Genomic DNA, 16,217 nt, shown 5'->3' with positions numbered 1-16,217 from the left:
GGTCATCCGGGTGATGGTGAGAGACCCGACCCGTTGGGGTGCCAGCTCTCTCCGCAGCAGCCGCCTGACGGTCAACTCCCGATGCGCGGCTTCCCGTTCGGGCTTGTCTGTGGCGCTTCGGGGTCGGCCCAGCTGACGCGCAGGCTCACGCTGCAGCGACCGTCGACGCGCTCGCCCTTCAACCGCAGGGTCATCAGCTCTGCCGGCTGCAGCACCAACTCCTCCTCGTCATCGCCAAGGGTCATCTCGCCCTTGGCAAACCCTTTCGACAGCGCGGTCAGCAATGTCTTGATCGTCTTGGCGTCCTGCAGGGACTCGTGGGAAAAACGCCTGTCATTGCTCATCGGGGGTCCTTGCCAAGCTGTCAGTGCGCGGCCAGACGCTCGGGGGCGAAATGCTTGGCGCGCGGATGGTCGCAGCTCAGACCGATCACATCCCCGGAGGGAAAGATCAAGGTCGCGCCGGCCCCGATGCCGTCCAGCCCTTCGAGTGCGCGAGAGGCACGGTCCAGCGTGATGTCGGCCTCGAGATGCAGCAGACCCTGCTTGGCCAGCAGGCGCTGACCGGCGTGATTGTTCACGTGACCCTGCACCACCATGTGCAGCCCGGCCCGGTTCAGGGTCTCGACACCGGCTGCGGTCAGGGCACAGTCGGAGGCGCGATATTTCGTGCGCACGAGGTTGGCGAGCGGACCGAAATAGAACCCGGGCGCGGCACTCTCGGCGGCACGGGCATAGGCCGCGTTCACCGCATCGACACCGTCGCGCACCAGCGCCACCGCCATCTCGTCGCACAGACCCGCATGGACAAAGAGCAGCGAGCCAGACCGCGCCACGACCTGCATCCGGTCGAAGAACCACGCGTAATGCCCGCCCGCCTCGAGGAAGATGTCGTGGCATTTCAGCAGCGCGGCCAGAAGCTCGCGGTGGCTCAGGCCGATGCGGGCGCGGTCCCGCTCGAACTTGGCGTGCTTCTGCTCGAGCTTGCGGATTTCCCGGGCGATGACCTCGGGACGCAGCTCCTTGCGCGCGGCCCTGGCAAAGCGGTCGGACCAGTCCGGGCCCGGCATGAGGCGGGCCTTGCAGGCGGCCTCCGACGGCAGGGCGGCCATGTGATCGGGCGTGACGAAACGGTGCAGGACCTCGCGCAGGGCAGGCAAGATCTTGCGGCCCATGCGCACGAAAAGATGTTCGGTGAGCGCCGTGCGCGACCCGCGGACGGACCCGATCGCCAGGCGCATGCGCAGGTCATGATTGCCCGCCAGGATGGTGACCTCTGCCCCCGTGTTCAGCACCTCGGCAATGGCATCCAGAAGCGCGAGGTTGCTTGGCCCCTTGTCCAGCGTGTCGCCGCCCAGCACGATCCGCGCCTTGCGGCCGAACGGGGTGAGCGCGATCCGCCCGTGGTTACGATGGATGGCCCCTGCGGCGATGAGCGAGCGCAGGAAGCCCTCGGCATCGGCATGGGGATCCGAGACGAAGACCACCGGACGCTCGGGCCAATGCCAGCCGCCATGGCTGCGGGCGCGCGTCAGGCACTCTGCCACGGGACGGGCGGTGGCGTCTGCCCAGGGCTCAAGCGCCCGGGGCAGGTTCGCGGTGCCGGCATCGCTGTCGAGGATCGGGGGCAGCACGGGATCCGTCGCGGTGAGGTTTCCAAGATCGTCCATGCCGGCTCCCCCATGACGCTTGCAGGGTCAATCCTTCGGGTCGGATTGCGGTTCCCTGATTTTCCACGCACCTGCCATGTGGCGCCATCTACCATCCGCTCCATGACAGATCAGTGACGGTCGGGCATGAAACATGGAAAACCGCGCGATCTGATCGCGGGTCAGCAGCCCGAGGTGGTAGCAGGCATGGCGGAAGGACGCGCCATGGCCGACATGGATCGTCACGCTGCCCGGCTGGCCGGCCTGCTCCAGATGGGTCGCGACCCGCGCCCCGGCCATCATCAGGCTCTCGGCCCCTTCGAGGGGCAGGCAGTAGTCGCTGTCGGACTTCCAGCCAACGGGCGGCGGCGCATGGCGCGGATCCGCGGCCAGCGCCTCCTCGATCTGCGCCACGGTCAGGTTCGCGGCAGAGCCCAGCCCCCGCTCGGCCAGGGCAGAGGTCTGGCGCAGTTCGGCGATCTCGTGGCCAAGGGCGCGCAGACCCTCGGCAAGGGCTTGCGCCGTCTGCCACGCCCGAAGCTGGCGCGAGCTATGGATCACCGGCGCCAGGGCCAGCCCATGGTCCTGCAGCATGTCGTGCAGGAGCTGCGCCCCGTCCCGCGCCTGCTGCAAACCTGCATCGGTCAGGGCCCAGGGCTGGCGGGCCGAGGGCACGCCCGCCTGTTGGTGATACGCCCCGTGGCGGAAGACGGCATGGTAGCGCTCAGTCATGAAACAGCCCCGCGCCGGCCTTCGCGATGGCGTCAAAGTCGATCCGGCCAGACACCTCGCACACGGTCACGTCAGACAGCGCGGCACGGTAGGGCGCGGGATCCGGCGTGTTGCCGTTCGGCTCGAACGCACCGGAAGGGTGTTGGTAGAACGGGCCGGGGCTTTTCATGATCGCGCTCAGAAGATCCGGCCGGTCGGCCAGCGTGACCGGGGTCACGCGCGTGGCCTGCTTGGTGTCATGCGACCAGTTCAGCACCCAGAAATCGGTCAACGGCCCGTCAAGGCGCATCCGGCCGGGGCCGTAGATCTCGGGGATGATCAGGTCGTGCTTGTCCTCCAGCGCCCAGAGCTCGTCCGGCGGCAGGGCGCGCAGCTCCGCCTTGCGGGTCTCGGAGAGCATTCCGTGCAGGCGCGGATTGCCGAGGATCGTGCCGGGGTTGATGCGCGGATGCTTGGGGATGCCAAGCGCGCGGGCCGGGTCGCCCTTGATCAGAACCCGGTCATTGGACAGGAACCGCGTGCCGGGCAGCTCCATCATGCGCAGGATCGAGGTGGACTTGCCCCCGCCCGACAGGCCCGAGATCGCAAGCGTGCGCGCCCCGTCCGTCACCGCCGCGGCATGGGCCAGCTGCCAGCCCGCGCGCAGGCAGGCGTTCAACACCTGCGTGTTGATGAAGTTGATGACGGTGCTCTCATTCGCTTCCAGCGGACCCAGCGCAATGGCCACGCCCGGCGCCTGCACGAAGGTCACGCCGCTCCGGACCTTGCGGATCAGCCGCGCAGTGTCGAGATCGACAATCGCATCCTTGCGCCCGCTCTTGCCCCCTTCACGTTGCCAATCCGTCCAGGACAGGTTCCCGGGCAGGCACTGGCCTTCCAGCAGGTGAACCCGTGCGCCGCCTTCCGGCGCACCGACCGTCTCGCCAAAATAGGCGATCAGGCGGCTGCGCAGCGGCTCGGGCGCGTGGATGCTCAGCGCCACATGGCCCACGCGCAGGCCGAACGGCGCATCGCCGGCCGCCGAGAGGTCAAGATGGTCGAGTATGTCGGACAGCGTCATGTCGAGACCTGCGTCAGAACGTGATTGGCCACCAGCGCCGCCGCGTCGATGCCGCAGCCCTTCTGCGCACCGGAATAGCCGCCAAAGGCGGACACCTCGAAGACGATGGGCCCGTCGGGTGTCAGCGCGATGTCCACCGTGGTGAAGGTCAGACCGAAGGGCGCCTGCGCACGGCGGCCCAGGTCGATCAGCTCCGGCGAGGGGTCGAAGGGCGCGTATTTTCCCCCCGAATGAATCGTCGTGTTCCACGCGCCGGTCTGGCTGACGCGGGCATAGGTGCAGACATAGTCGCCATCCAGGAAGACCATGCCCAGATCCTCGCCCGACAGGTCGGCCTTCTGCTGGACATACATCACCGGGTTCGCGGCCTTGAAGGCGGCGATCTGCGTCTCGGCGTCCGGCGCCCCGGCCTCGAGCAGCACCATGCCGCGCGCCTTGGTGGAGAAGAGCGGCTTGAACACCGCTGCCCCGAAACGCTCCAGCGCCTCGCGCGCCGCGCCCACATCCTCGGTGATGACGGTCCTGGGCATCGGGATGCCCGCGTTGCGCAGGGTCACCGTGCAGGCGAGGCGGTCCATCAGCCGGATGACGGCTTCGGCCGGCGAGAAGACGCGCACCCCGGCGGCCTCGGCCACGCGCAGCATCTCCAGCCGGTCGAGCGCATCAGCACTGTATTCTTCGGCCGCCTTTTTCAGCACCAGCCCGTCAAGCTGGCACAGATCCACACCGTCACAGAGCAGCCGCCCCTGATCAAGGTCGAGCATGGCCCGCCCCATGTCGATCACCTGGCGGTATCCGGTGCGGTCGGCAAAAGCGTCGGCAAGGGTCTCGGTCGACCATTTTCCCGGGGTGCCGATCACCCCGATACGTCTAGTCATGAAACAGGTCCTTCACGGGAAGCTTGAACCGCGCCTCGCGCCCCTCGGGCACGGCCAGCGCGGTTTCGAGGATATACCGTGCGCGCAGGAGCATCCGGCGCGCATGATCCGCATCGACCACGAAGCGGGTCGAGCTGGCAAAGCTGCGGGCCAGCCCCAGTGCGAGGCGATAGTGATAGGTGCCGTCCTTCTGCCGCCTTGCAAATTTCTCGGCCATCTCGTGCATGGCCACGGCAACCCCGGCAATGCGCGCGCGCGTGGCGGCGTCCAGCACCTGCAACCGGTAATTGGACACCATGAAAACCGACACGTCCTGCACGTAATCCATGTAGCGCGAGCGGTGCAGGTCGATGAACCGGATCTTCGCGGCGACCGGATCGTAGATCACGTTGTCGAGGTTGAAATCGCCGTGGATGTAGACCGAGAAGGGCGCGGGCAGCGCGGCTTCGCGGGCCTGGGCGCGGTCGATCAGCGCGGGCAGGCCCGGCAGTAGCACGCCATTGATCGTCTGCGCGCCGGGCACCAGCCGGGGGTGCAACCGGATGACATCCTTCATCCGCTTCGCCAGCTGCTCCATCGCGGCCATCTGCGCGGGCTCGTCCGTCAGCGTCGTCCGCCAGATATCGCGCACGGTCTTGTGCAGCGCCTTCTGCGCAGTGGCGAGCGCCGCGTCGCTGCCCCCCAGAACGATATCCTCGAAGGTCTCGCCATCGAGATGTTCGATCAGCAGCGCGGCGGACTGGCCGTTCTTTTCATAGGACAGGATCTCCGGCGCGAGACCGGGATAGACCGAGTTCCAGCTTTTCACGCCGACGCGCTCTTCCTTGACCTTGCGCTTGTCGCCATCCTTGAAGACCGCCGCCACCGAGCGCCCCTTGCGATCGCGCATCTCGACGCTGGAGATGGCCGAGCCGGAGCGGGTCTCGGCCAGCGGCTTCAGGCTGATCTCGTCATCCTCGTCGCCCGCGACACCGGCCAGCACGCTGCGCAGGGTGAAGTAGCGCTCGAACTGCACGGTCTGGCCGATATTGATCGACAGAAGCGCCTCGGAGATCGCCTCCAGCGCCTCGCCCATGCGCGAGACCTCGTTCAGCGCAAGCAGCGCATAGGCGAGATCCTCGGTGTGCTTCGTCTCGGCCATGTCGCGGGTGTAGGTGCGGAACAGCCGGTCGTGGAACGTGTCGATCTCGCCGCGCGCCTGTCCGATCCGGACCGCCAGCCGGCTGTCCTGGCCGTCAAGCGCCTCCTGGATGCAGGCGACCGTCTTGCGCACCAGCGTCAGCGGCGCCACGTAGGTGTCGGCGCGCAGCAGCTTGATCTTCCGGGTCTTCTCGGCCTGGTCCACGGCCCGCCGCCCGAGCCGTGACAAAAGGTCGAGGTTGCGCGCCACCGTGTCGATGCCCTGCAGGCGCAGGCGCCGCGCCTCGTCGGATTTCTTGCGCAGCATCGCGGCAAGGCAGGCCTTGCGCACCCGCCCGGCAAGGTTGCTCGAATACCCGGCGCGCTGGATCAGCTGCGCCGCCACCGCACTTTGCGGCGCGCCGAAATAGGTGACCAGGCGGGCCAGCTGACCGTCCAGCTCGGCGAGCAGGAAGGACATGTTCTCCGTGATGGCGTCGGGCCGGGCATCGGATCGGGGCACGTCGTGATGGCTCCTCGGGCACGGATGACAGCGCCGCGCGGCTGTCGTATTGAGGAGCGGCGTGTCCAACGGTCCTATGGCCCAACGCGCGTCCGTTGCAAAGGGGCCAATGCCAGGCAGGACCATGAAACCAAGCCCGATCACGCTGACGCGACAGGTGATGCTGCCCGACGATCTGCGCGTCGCACGTGCGCAAAGCGCACCGCATCTCGGGCCGCGCATCCTGTTCTTCAGCGGCGGCAGCGCGTTGAACGGCATCGCCCGGCGGCTGAAGCGCTACAGCTACAACACGATGCACCTGATCACGCCCTTCGACAGCGGCGGCAGCTCGCAGGAATTGCGGCTGGCCTTCGACATGCCGGCGGTGGGGGATCTGCGGTCGCGGCTGATGGCACTGGCGGACGAGACGGTGCTGGGTCAGCCGGATGTCTACGCGCTCTTCAGCTGCCGGCTGCCGGCGGACGCGTCGCGGGCCGAACTGCGCGACATGGTCGACAGGCTCCGGCGCGGCAAGCACCCGCTGATGTCCGCCATCGCCAGGCCGATGCGCCAGCTTGTCTGTGCCCAGCTCGACAGCTTTCTCGATGCCGTGCCCGAGGGGTTCGACTATCGCAACGCCAGCATCGGCAACCTGATCCTCGCCGGCGGCTACCTGAGCCACGGGCGTGCGTTGGAGCCGGTGCTGTTCATGATGTCCAAGATGGTCGATGTGCGCGGGATCGTGCGTGCCATCGTCGACGAGAACCTGCATCTCGGCGCCACGCTCGAGACCGGTCAGACGGTGCTGGGGCAGCGGGCGCTGACCGGCAAGGAGCTTGCGCCGATTGACGCGCCCGTTGCCGAGCTGTTCCTGGTCGAAGATGTCGGCACGGGCGCCCCGGTGGAGGTCGCCCTGCCAAAACGCAACCGTCGCCTGATCGAACAGGCAGAGCTGATCTGCTACCCTCCGGGCAGCCTCTATTCTTCCGTCATCGCGAATCTTCTGCCCACCGGCGTCGGGCGCACGGTGGCACGGTGCCGCATCCCCAAGGTCTACCTGCCCAGCCTCGGCCCCGACCCGGAAGCCCCCGGCCTGACGCTGTCCGAACAGGTCCGGGCGATCCTCGATCCGATGCAGCGCGATGCAGGTCCGGATGCGGGCACCGAGACGCTGATGACCCACGTGCTCTGCGACCGCTCCGTGTCTCACGCCGACTGCGACGCGGTGACAAGGCACCACGGCATCCCCTGCCTGCGCCTGCCACTCCGGGACACGCGAAAAGGCATCTACGACGTAGAAGCCGTATCACGGGTGCTCGTTTCCCTGAGCTGACATGGCGGCCGCGCCGCGGGGGTCGGTGAGTGAGGCGATCCTCGAGAGCAAGGCATCCTGTCACGCCTGCCGTCAAGGATGGCGGAAAAAACGGCGTGGCGGGGGAGTGAAGGGTTTTGCCGTCGAGTTCATGGCGATGGTCGCGCTTGGGGCTATAGGAGACGAGCTGACGCTCGCTTGAACCTGTCGACGCAGCGGCATCGCAACGGGTCTCTATTGCTGCTCTTCCGAGGGAGCCGCCTGATTATTTCGGGTAAAGGGTATCCGTTTTCCGCGCCCAATTATCGGCATTGTGGGTTGGGCGTGTCATCGCTTGGCTCTCATTCTTGTGGAGAACACTCGCTCATCGCACCCATCACCTCCGTCATTTGTGCCCGCGCTACGGATCGGCCGGGAAGCACCCCAGCACGTCCTCTTCGAAATAGGGCGGCTGATTGACACAGAACATGTAATCGAGGTCAAGGAAGTCATCTGCAAAACTCACCAGGGCCGGCACGATGTTTGGCCTCTTGTCCTGAATGGCCTTGGAGCCCGTCTCTCCGATATAGTTGCCGTCCTGCACGGCAATGCCGCGCGGCACCGGAGGTGCGAGTTCGTGCAGCAGACCAAGGGCGTGGTTCAGTTGGCCTTTGCGCGTGGGAAGCAGGTCGGGCGCGCCAAGACCCACGCCCGCATCCGCCGCGAGAGTGTAGATGCTGCGCAGATACCCTTCGTCCTGCCACGGCAGCCATTCGTCGGGCATGAATTTCGCGTAGATGATCGCCGGTGAACGCTCGAAAGCCGCCCCGAGCACATCCATCCGCGCCCGGATGGCCGCCGCGTAGTGTTCGGGCGCGAAACCGGGGGCGTTGCCGGCCACCCCGATGGCGGTTTCCTGGAGATTGATTCCCGCGCTGCGCCCGTCGAATTCCTTGCCCAGTTCCGCAATCAGCGCGTCGAACCGTTCCGCGACAGCTAGGTCCCAACGTCGCGCAACCCAGCCTTGAAAATCGCCGTCCTCGGTCAGCTGAGCGGCAACGCCTCCGCCGAATTCATCCGTCAACAGATAGTCGGGGACGGGCCGATGGGTCGGCATGAACGAGGCATCCTGCAACTGCACCCAAAGCCCTTTGTCATGGCTGTCGAGATAGGCCAGATCCTCGGCGATGATCGAGAAGTCGTAAACCCCGCGCTCAGGCTCGAGATCGCGCCAGGAGTACATGATCTGTGCCCCCCGAAGGCCTCGTGATCCAACAAGGGATGCCCTTCGATGCCTGCCCTGTCCCGGGCGAAATGGACAAAATGCGCGATCTGGTCCGTGACAACGGGACAAGAGGCGGATTGATGGGGCGTGAAGGCGTCCAGGTAGCGGTTGGCCGGGTTCTCCCGCCCCTCCGCCGCGCCATGATGTGCCAGAATGCTCAGCCCAAAGGCAGCCGAAACGAGGAAACGATTGACGGTCAAGATCTGCTCGTTCGTGTTGTTGTTCAGTTGCGGCCGCCTGAGGTCTGGCCGCGGTCACCCTCTACGTCTGCATGCCAAGACCAGCAACGCCCTTTGACATGGTGTGGATCTGACCGCGTGAACGCCGTGATGGGGGCATGGCACCCGGGGCGAAGTAGCCTGGCAGGGCCCTTCGCGCAGCGCGCAAAGCCCGTCTTTCAATGCGCTGAAACGATGGGGATTTCCGCTCTGCGGGCGTGCGGTTCGGATCTGGTGATCCGCGACGCCATGGCCCCTAGAGCTGTGCCCGCGCCCAAGGGGGGCGCGGAAATCGGCCATAAGGCGGCTCAGGCGGCGAACCTGTCGTGCAGGTGTGCGAGATAGGCCTCGGTCTCGCCGATCTCGGGCGCGGCGGTCTCCAGCAGCTCGCGCCGGCTGCGCGCGCGGCCATGTCTCCAGACCTGTGCCTGCAACGCGCTGCGCAGCGGCGCGTAGTCGCCCTGTGCGAGGCCGGTGGCGATGGCCGGGTCCTGCTGCAGCTGCGCAAAGAGCCGCGCGGCGGTCAGGTTGCCGATCGTGTAGGTCGGGAAGGAGCCGAAGTAGTTGTGCGACCAATGCACGTCCTGCAGGCAGCCACGGGCATCGTCGGGCACCTTCAGGCCAAGATCCTGCGCCATCGCCTCGGCCCAGACGCCGGGCACCTCGGCCACCTCAAGGCTGCCATCCATCAGCGCCATCTCGATGCGCACCCGCAGCATGATGTGCAGGTCATAGGTCAGCTCGTCCGCCTCGATCCGGATGAAGCCGGGCTGCGCGCAGTTGATCGCGGCCAGCCAATCCTCGAGCGTGACGTCGCCCAACTGCTCGGGGAAGGTATCGCGCAGCCGGCCGAAATGCCGCGCCCAGAAGGCGGGCGACCGGCCGACATGGTTCTCGATCAACCGCGACTGGCTTTCATGCATGCCGAAACTGGTGCCGCCCACCGCGTAGAGCCCGCGTAGGTCGGTGGCATGGACCGAGCGGGTCAGCCCCGGGTCGACGCCCAGTTCGTACAAACCGTGGCCGGTTTCGTGCAGACTGCCGAAAATCGCCATGGGCAGGTAGCCGGGGGTCCAGCGCGAGGTGATGCGCACATCGTTGCGCGTCTGGCTGATCTCGAACGGGTGCACCGTGGTGTCCAGGCGGCCGCGGTCGAAATCGAACCCCATGGCGCCGGCGATCTCGTGGCAGAAGCGCTGCTGCTCGGCGACGGGGAAGTCGCGGAACAGGAAGTCGCGCCGCGGGGCAGGGCGCCCCAGCGCGGCATCGAGGATCGGCCGCAGCCCCGCGCGCAGCTCGTCGAAGAGCGCACTCAGCGAGGCCGCGGTTTCGCCCGGTTCGAACAGGTCGACCATGGGATCGTAGGGGTGGCCGTCATATCCCAGCGCCTCGGCCTGTTGCCGGGCCAGCGCGACCGAGCGTTCCAGGTGCGGGCGGAAGATCGCGAAATCCGAGCGCGCCCGTGCCTCGACCCAGGCGGCATTGGCGATGGCGGCGCTCTCGGCCTGCGCCTGCAACAGCGACGCGGGCAGGCGGGCATGGTAGGCGCGCGCCTCCAGCACGGCCTGCGCCGCGCGGTGGTCAGTCTCGGTCGTGGCGGCCTCCAGCGCGGCCTCGGCTGCGTCGCCCATCTCGGGGGCCAGGATCATCTGCCGCGCCAGGCCCTTCAGCGTGGCGATCTGCTGGCCGCGCGTCTCGGCCCCGCCCGGCGGCATCATCACGCGGGCATCCCATTGCAGCGCGTTCACCGCGCAGAGCACGTCGTTCACCCGGCCGGTCAGCGTCTCGAAGGTGCTCATGCCGCGTCCCTTTCCGCGCCGGTGCCACCATCGTTGAGATGGCAGGCCACCTGGCCCGTCTCGCTGGAGGTCAGCGCGGGCACTTCCGCGCGGCAGCGCGGCCCGGCAAAGGGGCAGCGCGGGTGGAAGGCGCAGCCCGAGGGCGGGTCGAGTGGCGAGGGGATCTCGCCCTTGATCGGCTGGAAGGCGGCGCGGCCGGTGCCCAGCGTCGGCACCGAGGCAAAGAGCGCGCGGGTATAGGGATGGGCCGGCGCGGCATAGAGATCCTCGGCCCCGGCCAGTTCCACCACCCGGCCCAGATACATGATCGCCACCCGGTCGCAGACATGGCGTACCACCGACAGGTCGTGGCTGATGAACAGCGCGGTCAGGTCAAGCCGCTTGCGCAGGTCCATGAACAGGTTCAGCACCTGCGCCTGGATCGACACGTCGAGCGAGGCGACCGCCTCGTCCAGCACCAAGAGTTCCGGCGCCATGGCCAGCGCGCGGGCAATCGCGATACGCTGGCGCTGCCCGCCCGAGAACTGGTGTGGCAGCCGGTTGGCATAAGCGCCCTCCAGCCCGACCTGCTCCAGCAGGGCCTGCACGCGGGCCGGCGTCTCGGCGGCGCTCCAGATGCCGTGCAGGCGCGGCCCCTCGGAGATCGTCTCGCCCACCTTCATGCGCGGATCGAGGCTGGCGAACGGGTCCTGGTGGATCATCTGTACCGCGGTGGTCAGCTTCTGCACGTTGCTGCCGCGGTCGCGGGCGACGGGCTGGCCGTCCAGCGTCACGCGCCCCTCGGTCGGGGTGTGGATGCCCGCCACGATGCGACCCAGCGTGGACTTGCCGCAGCCGGATTCGCCCACAAGGCCCAGTACCTCGCCGCGGGCGACCGACAGGTCGATCCCGGTCAGGGCATGCACCGTCTCGGCCGAGCTTTCGCCCGTCAGCCGGTCGATGGCGCGGCCCAGCAGGCCGGGCGTCTTGGCAAAGCGCTTGGACACGCGCTCGACGGACAGCAGGGTCATGCGGGCTCCTCGGTCAGGGGATGGTGGCACAGCACCGGGTGGTCGCGGCCGAAGCGCGGCGGATCGGTCCGGCAGAGATCGCTGGCCTTGGGGCAGCGCGGCCGGAACGGGCAGCCCGCCGGCAGGTGCGACAGCTGCGGCGTGGCGCCGGGGATCTGCGGCAGCGGCTGGCCCGGCGGGTGCAGCGAAGGCACGCTGTCGATCAGACCGCGCGTATAGGGATGGCGCGGCGCGCCGATCACCGCCTCGGCGGTGCCGCTCTCCACGATGCGCCCGGCATACATCACGCAGATGTCGTCGGCGAGCGAGGAGACCACGGCCAGGTCATGCGTGACCCAGACGATGGCGGTGCCGGTCTCGTCGGCCAGCCGGCGCACCTCGGCCAGGATCTGGCCCTGGATCGAGACATCCAGAGCGGTGGTCGGCTCGTCGGCGATGATGACCGAGGGGCGGTGCAGCAGCGCGGTGGCGATGGCCACGCGCTGGCGCATCCCCCCCGACAGCTGGTGCGGATAGGCGCGCAGCCGCTCGGCCGGGGCGGGGATGCCCACGGTCTCCAGCGCGGCGCGGGCGCGCTCCCAGGCGGCGCGCTTGGACACGCGGTCATGCACGCGCACCGCCATGGCCATCTGGTCGCCCACCCGCAGCACCGGGTTCAGCGTCATCATCGGGTCCTGGAAGACCATCGACACGCGCCGCCCGCGCATCCGGCGCAGCGCGTCGGGCGTCATGCGGCGCAGGTCCTCGCCGTCGATCAGCACCTCGCCGCCCGAGATCTCGCCGGGCTTGTCGATCAGGCCGAGGATCGAGAAGCCGGTGACACTCTTGCCCGAGCCGCTCTCGCCCACCAGCCCCATGATCCGGCCCGGCTGGACCGAAAAGCTGACATCGTTCACCGCGGTCACCATGCCGCCGCGGGTCTCGAACCGGGTGGTCAGGCCCCGGACCTCCAGCGCGGCGCCGCTCATCGCTGGTTCCTCGGGTCCAGCACGTGGCGCACCTGGTCGCCCACGAGGTTGATGGCAACGACGGTGATCATCAGGAAAATCCCCGGGTAGATGGACAGCCATGTGCGGTCCGTGTGGATGTACTTGAACCCGTTCGAGATCAGCGAGCCCAACGAGGGTTCGGTCAGCGGCAGGCCCACGCCCAGGAAGGACAGCGTCGCCTCCAGCGCGATGGCGCTGGCCACCTGCACCGTGGCCACCACGATCAGCGGCGGCAGCACGTTGGGCAGCAGGTGGCGGAACAGCACCCGGCGCGTGGGCAGCGGGGTCGAGCGGGCGGCCTCGATATAGTCCTTGCCGCGCTCCACCGTGGCGGCGCCATGGGTGGTGCGGGCGAAATAGGCGTATTGCGCGACGACCAGCGCCAGGATGATCTGCGCCACGCCCTGGCCCAGCATGGCGACCAGCACCAGCGCCAGCAGGATCGCCGGCATCGACAGCTGCAGATCGACGATGCGCATCAGCAGGCTTTCCACCCGGCCGCCGAAATAGGCCGCGCTGAGGCCCACGCAGATGCCCACCATCAGCGCCAGCGCCCCGGCGCTCAGCCCGATGACGAAACTGGTGCGCAGCCCGTAGAAGATCGCCGACAGCATGTCGCGCCCGGCATTGTCGGTGCCCAGAAGGTGGGTGTAGCCGCCCGAGCCCACCGTGCCGGGGGCGAGGAAGGCGTCCAGCCAGTCGAGGCTGGCCATGTCATAGGGGTTCTGCGGCACCACCCAGGGCGCGCCGAAGGACAGCGCGGCCAGCACGACGATCACGACCAGCGACACCACCGCCACCGGCGAGCGGCGGAAATCCGACCAGAAGTTGCGCAGCCGCGTGGCGCGGCTGTCGGTGCGCGCCGCGGCCGGGGTGGCCAGGGTCGCGCTTTCGGGGCTCAGGGTGTCGGACATCAGGCCCCTCCTTTCAGGCGCACGCGAGGGTCGAGACGGGCATAGACAAGGTCGACCACGAGGTTGATCAGCACGAAGAGGATCACCACCAGCACGAGGTAGGTGACCATCACCGGCCGGTCGAGCTGCAGGATCGAGTCGATGATCAGCTTGCCGACGCCGGGCCAGGTGAAGACGCTCTCGGTGACCACGGCAAAGGCCAGGGTCGATCCCAGCTCCAGCCCGAAGACGGTGACGATCGGGATCGAGATGTTGCGCAGCACGTGGCTGAAGATGATCTCGCGGTCGGTCAGCCCCTGCGCGCGGGCGAATTTCACGTAATCGGTGCGCATCGCCTCGACCATGCCGGCGCGGGTCAGGCGGATCATCAGCCCCATCTTGAACAGCGACAAGTTGATGGCGGGCAGGATCACGTGGCTCCAGCCATCCAGCGTGGCCAGCGAGGTGTTGATGCCCAGAAAGCTGCCCACGTCGCCGCGCCCACCCGAGGGCAGCACGCCGAGATTCACCGCGAAGGTCATGATCAGCAGCATTCCGATCCAGAAGGTCGGCACGGAAAAGCCCAGCACGGACAGGGCCATGATCGCCTTGGCGGCGATGCTGTCGGGGCGGTATCCGGCATAGAGCCCGGCCGGGATGCCGATGCAGGTGGCGATCATGATCGACACGAGGACCAGCTCCAGCGTGGCGGGCAGGCGCGAGAACACCAGGTCCACCACGGGGATGTTGTAGACCATCGAGGTGCCCATGTCGCCCTGGGCCACGTTGGCAAGGAAGGTGAAATACTGCCGCCACAGCGGCTGGTCCAGCCCGTACTGGGCGATCAGCTTGGCGCGGATCTCCTGCGTGGCGCCGGGGTCGATCAGCACGTCGATCGGGTTGCCGATGGCATAGACGCCGACAAAGACGATGATCGACATGGCAAAGACCACGACCACCGCCTGGGCGAGCCTGCGGATGAGATAACCGAGCATGTCACTCCCTATTCTGGCGACGGCGGGGGAAGAAGGCAGGGGGGCCGGATCGCCCGGCCCCCCCGTCACTGGATCACTCTGCGGGCATGATCTCGTAGGCGCGGGTCTCCTGGTCGACACGGGCGGTGAAATCCAGCGTGTCGGCATCGGCGGCCCAGACGGTCTGCAGGATCACCGTGGGGATCAGCGCGCGGTCTTCCATCGCGATCAGCGAGGCCTCTTCATAGAGCGCGCGGCGCTCCTCGGCGTCGAGGGTCTGCGCGCCCTCGTCGAACACCGCGTCGAACTCGGGGTTCGAGTAGTCGGTGCGGTTGAAGTTGCCAAAGCCCTTCTCGGCATCCGGCGTGCGGATCATGGCGCCGTAGGTATAGGCGGCCTCGCCGGTCAGCGTGCCCCAGGCCGACATCGCCATTGAGTATTCCTTGCGCGCCGCCGCCGGGAAGAAGACCGTGCCGTTCAGCGCCTGCGCGTTCACCGTCAGGCCCAGCCGGGACCACATCTGCGCCAGCGCTTCGCAGACCACAGCATCGCCGGGCACGCGGTTGTTGGTGCAGGTGAAGTCGATCTCGAACCCGTCGGGATAGCCCGCCTCGGCCAGCAGTTCCTTGGCCTGCTCGATGTCATAGGGCTTGGCGCCGATCTCGTCGGTATAGCCGAAGAAGCCCTCGGGCATCAGCTGGTTGGCGGGCGTGCCCAGCCCTTCCAGCACGACATTGACCAGCACGTCACGGTTGATGGCCAGGTCCAGCGCCTTGCGCACGCGCAGGTCGGCCAGCGGGTTGTCGTCGATCTCCTCGCCGTTGACGCGCACCTTCTGCGGCAGCGGCTGTGCCTGGCTGGGCTGGACGTTCAGGATGTAGACCGAATCCGACACGAAGGTTTCGAGGTCGCTGTCGTTCTGCATCGACAGGTAGTCCGAAGCCGGCACGTAGTTGATCAGGTCCACCTGTCCCGAGCGCAGCGCGGCGACGCGGGCGGCGTCATCGGGGATCTCCTTGCGGGTCACGGTGTCCCAGGCGACCTCGCCGCCCCACCAGCCGTCGAACTTCTCGAGCACCAGGTCGCCCTTGGGCTGCCACGACACGAAGGTGAACGGGCCGGTGCCGATCGCCTTCTCGCCCGAGTTGAACTCTTCGTTGCCGGCCTCCATGCCGGTTTCCGAGGGCACCACGAAGAGGCGGGTGAAGTCGTTGGGCAGGGCCGGGGCGATGCCCTTCGTGTGCACGCGCAGCGTGTAGTCGTCGATGATCTCCACGCTGTCCACGTACTTGGTGTAGAGCGTCATCGACATCGGGCCGGTCACCTCGGGGATGCGCTCGATCGAGAACTTGGCATCCTCGGCGGTGAAATCCGTGCCGTCATGGAATTTCACGCCTTCGCGCAGCTTGAAATCCCAGGTCGTGTCGTCGATCGGCTCCCACGAGACGGCCAGCCCGGGCTTGAGCTGCAGCTTGTCGTCCACGTCCACCAGCGTGTCATAGACATGGCGCAGCGCCTCGGCCTGGCTGCCCAGCGTGGACCAGTGCGGGTCGATGGAATCGGGGCCGGCGCGCAGGCCGATCACCAGATCCTCGGCCGCGGCGGGCATGGCGGCGATCAGCGCCACGGCGGCAACGGCACCGCGAAGGGGGGTGAATGTCATCTTGGTCTCCCTGTGTTACATTATGATGAAACACTAGGGCCGAAAATTTGAATCGGTCAAGACAGTTTTGAAACGGTTTTCCACCTTTCCTTGCAACATCTGATACAGCGCCCGGAAAATCAGCGCAAATTTCCCTTGGCAGCCCCGAATTTTTCG

Annotated in this window: 14 protein-coding genes; 1 reads left to right on the top strand and 13 read right to left on the bottom strand. The window is 67.4% G+C overall.

Annotation, left to right across the window (positions count from 1 at the left end):
* Positions 1-71: 71 nt before the first annotated feature.
* From AVJ23_RS14715 to AVJ23_RS14690, 6 genes are read right to left on the bottom strand one after another with little or no spacing between them, the layout of a single operon-like run.
* On the bottom strand, positions 72-344 hold the full coding sequence (locus tag AVJ23_RS14715) for an amphi-Trp domain-containing protein (RefSeq protein ID WP_058862969.1): 273 nt from the start codon (positions 342-344) through the stop codon (positions 72-74).
* 20 nt (positions 345-364) lie between these two features.
* Positions 365-1,669 carry a metallophosphoesterase gene (locus AVJ23_RS14710; RefSeq protein WP_058862968.1) on the bottom strand — a complete coding sequence of 435 codons (1,305 nt, stop codon included), beginning with the start codon at positions 1,667-1,669 and terminating at the stop codon, positions 365-367.
* 27 nt (positions 1,670-1,696) lie between these two features.
* On the bottom strand, positions 1,697-2,380 hold the full coding sequence (locus AVJ23_RS14705) for a histidine phosphatase family protein (RefSeq protein ID WP_058862967.1): 684 nt from the start codon (positions 2,378-2,380) through the stop codon (positions 1,697-1,699).
* Positions 2,373-3,440, bottom strand: coding sequence for an HprK-related kinase B (locus AVJ23_RS14700; RefSeq protein ID WP_058862966.1), 1,068 nt, complete (start codon positions 3,438-3,440; stop codon positions 2,373-2,375). The genes AVJ23_RS14705 and AVJ23_RS14700 overlap by 8 nt, the downstream gene beginning before the upstream one ends.
* Positions 3,437-4,318 carry a GAK system ATP-grasp enzyme gene (locus AVJ23_RS14695; RefSeq protein WP_058862965.1) on the bottom strand — a complete coding sequence of 294 codons (882 nt, stop codon included), beginning with the start codon at positions 4,316-4,318 and terminating at the stop codon, positions 3,437-3,439. Before AVJ23_RS14695 ends, AVJ23_RS14700 begins: the two co-directional genes overlap by 4 nt.
* Positions 4,311-5,960 (bottom strand): aminoglycoside phosphotransferase family protein, encoded by a 1,650-nt coding sequence (locus AVJ23_RS14690; RefSeq protein WP_240484664.1) that lies wholly within the window; start codon positions 5,958-5,960, stop codon positions 4,311-4,313. The genes AVJ23_RS14695 and AVJ23_RS14690 overlap by 8 nt, the downstream gene beginning before the upstream one ends.
* 124 nt (positions 5,961-6,084) lie before the next feature.
* Here AVJ23_RS14690 and AVJ23_RS14685 point away from each other — a divergent pair, with 124 nt between their 5' ends.
* Positions 6,085-7,272, top strand: a complete 1,188-nt coding sequence (locus AVJ23_RS14685; RefSeq protein ID WP_058862964.1) for a GAK system CofD-like protein — start codon at positions 6,085-6,087, stop codon at positions 7,270-7,272.
* Positions 7,273-7,651: 379 nt separating this feature from the next.
* On the opposite strand, the gene AVJ23_RS14675 is transcribed toward AVJ23_RS14685, so the two are convergent.
* From AVJ23_RS14675 to AVJ23_RS14645, 7 genes are all read right to left on the bottom strand, one after another.
* A complete protein-coding gene (locus AVJ23_RS14675; protein WP_205626865.1) occupies positions 7,652-8,473 on the bottom strand; it encodes a hypothetical protein in 822 nt (273 codons plus the stop codon).
* Positions 8,474-9,041: 568 nt separating this feature from the next.
* Positions 9,042-10,532: a carboxypeptidase M32 gene (locus tag AVJ23_RS14670; RefSeq protein WP_058862962.1), complete on the bottom strand. Its 1,491-nt coding sequence runs from the start codon at positions 10,530-10,532 to the stop codon at positions 9,042-9,044.
* A complete protein-coding gene (locus AVJ23_RS14665) occupies positions 10,529-11,542 on the bottom strand; it encodes an ABC transporter ATP-binding protein (RefSeq protein ID WP_058862961.1) in 1,014 nt (337 codons plus the stop codon). The genes AVJ23_RS14670 and AVJ23_RS14665 overlap by 4 nt, the downstream gene beginning before the upstream one ends.
* A complete protein-coding gene (locus tag AVJ23_RS14660) occupies positions 11,539-12,510 on the bottom strand; it encodes an ABC transporter ATP-binding protein (protein WP_058862960.1) in 972 nt (323 codons plus the stop codon). Before AVJ23_RS14660 ends, AVJ23_RS14665 begins: the two co-directional genes overlap by 4 nt.
* Positions 12,507-13,445 (bottom strand): ABC transporter permease, encoded by a 939-nt coding sequence (locus AVJ23_RS14655; RefSeq protein ID WP_084794610.1) that lies wholly within the window; start codon positions 13,443-13,445, stop codon positions 12,507-12,509. Before AVJ23_RS14655 ends, AVJ23_RS14660 begins: the two co-directional genes overlap by 4 nt.
* The gene (locus AVJ23_RS14650; protein ID WP_058862959.1) at positions 13,445-14,419 is read right to left on the bottom strand and encodes an ABC transporter permease; all 975 of its coding nucleotides are present in this window, start codon (positions 14,417-14,419) and stop codon (positions 13,445-13,447) included. The genes AVJ23_RS14655 and AVJ23_RS14650 overlap by 1 nt, the downstream gene beginning before the upstream one ends.
* A 73-nt stretch (positions 14,420-14,492) precedes the next feature.
* Complete coding sequence (locus AVJ23_RS14645) at positions 14,493-16,061, bottom strand: ABC transporter substrate-binding protein (RefSeq protein WP_058862958.1); 1,569 nt, start codon at positions 16,059-16,061, stop codon at positions 14,493-14,495.
* Between the last annotated feature and the right edge of the window lie 156 nt (positions 16,062-16,217).

Origin of the sequence: Pseudoponticoccus marisrubri, from assembly GCF_001482405.1 — a bacterium.
In the GTDB taxonomy this organism is placed as follows: Bacteria; Pseudomonadota; Alphaproteobacteria; order Rhodobacterales; family Rhodobacteraceae; genus Pseudoponticoccus; species Pseudoponticoccus marisrubri.
Note: the sequence above shows the minus strand (reverse complement) of the source record. Positions and strands in the feature narration are given on the sequence as shown.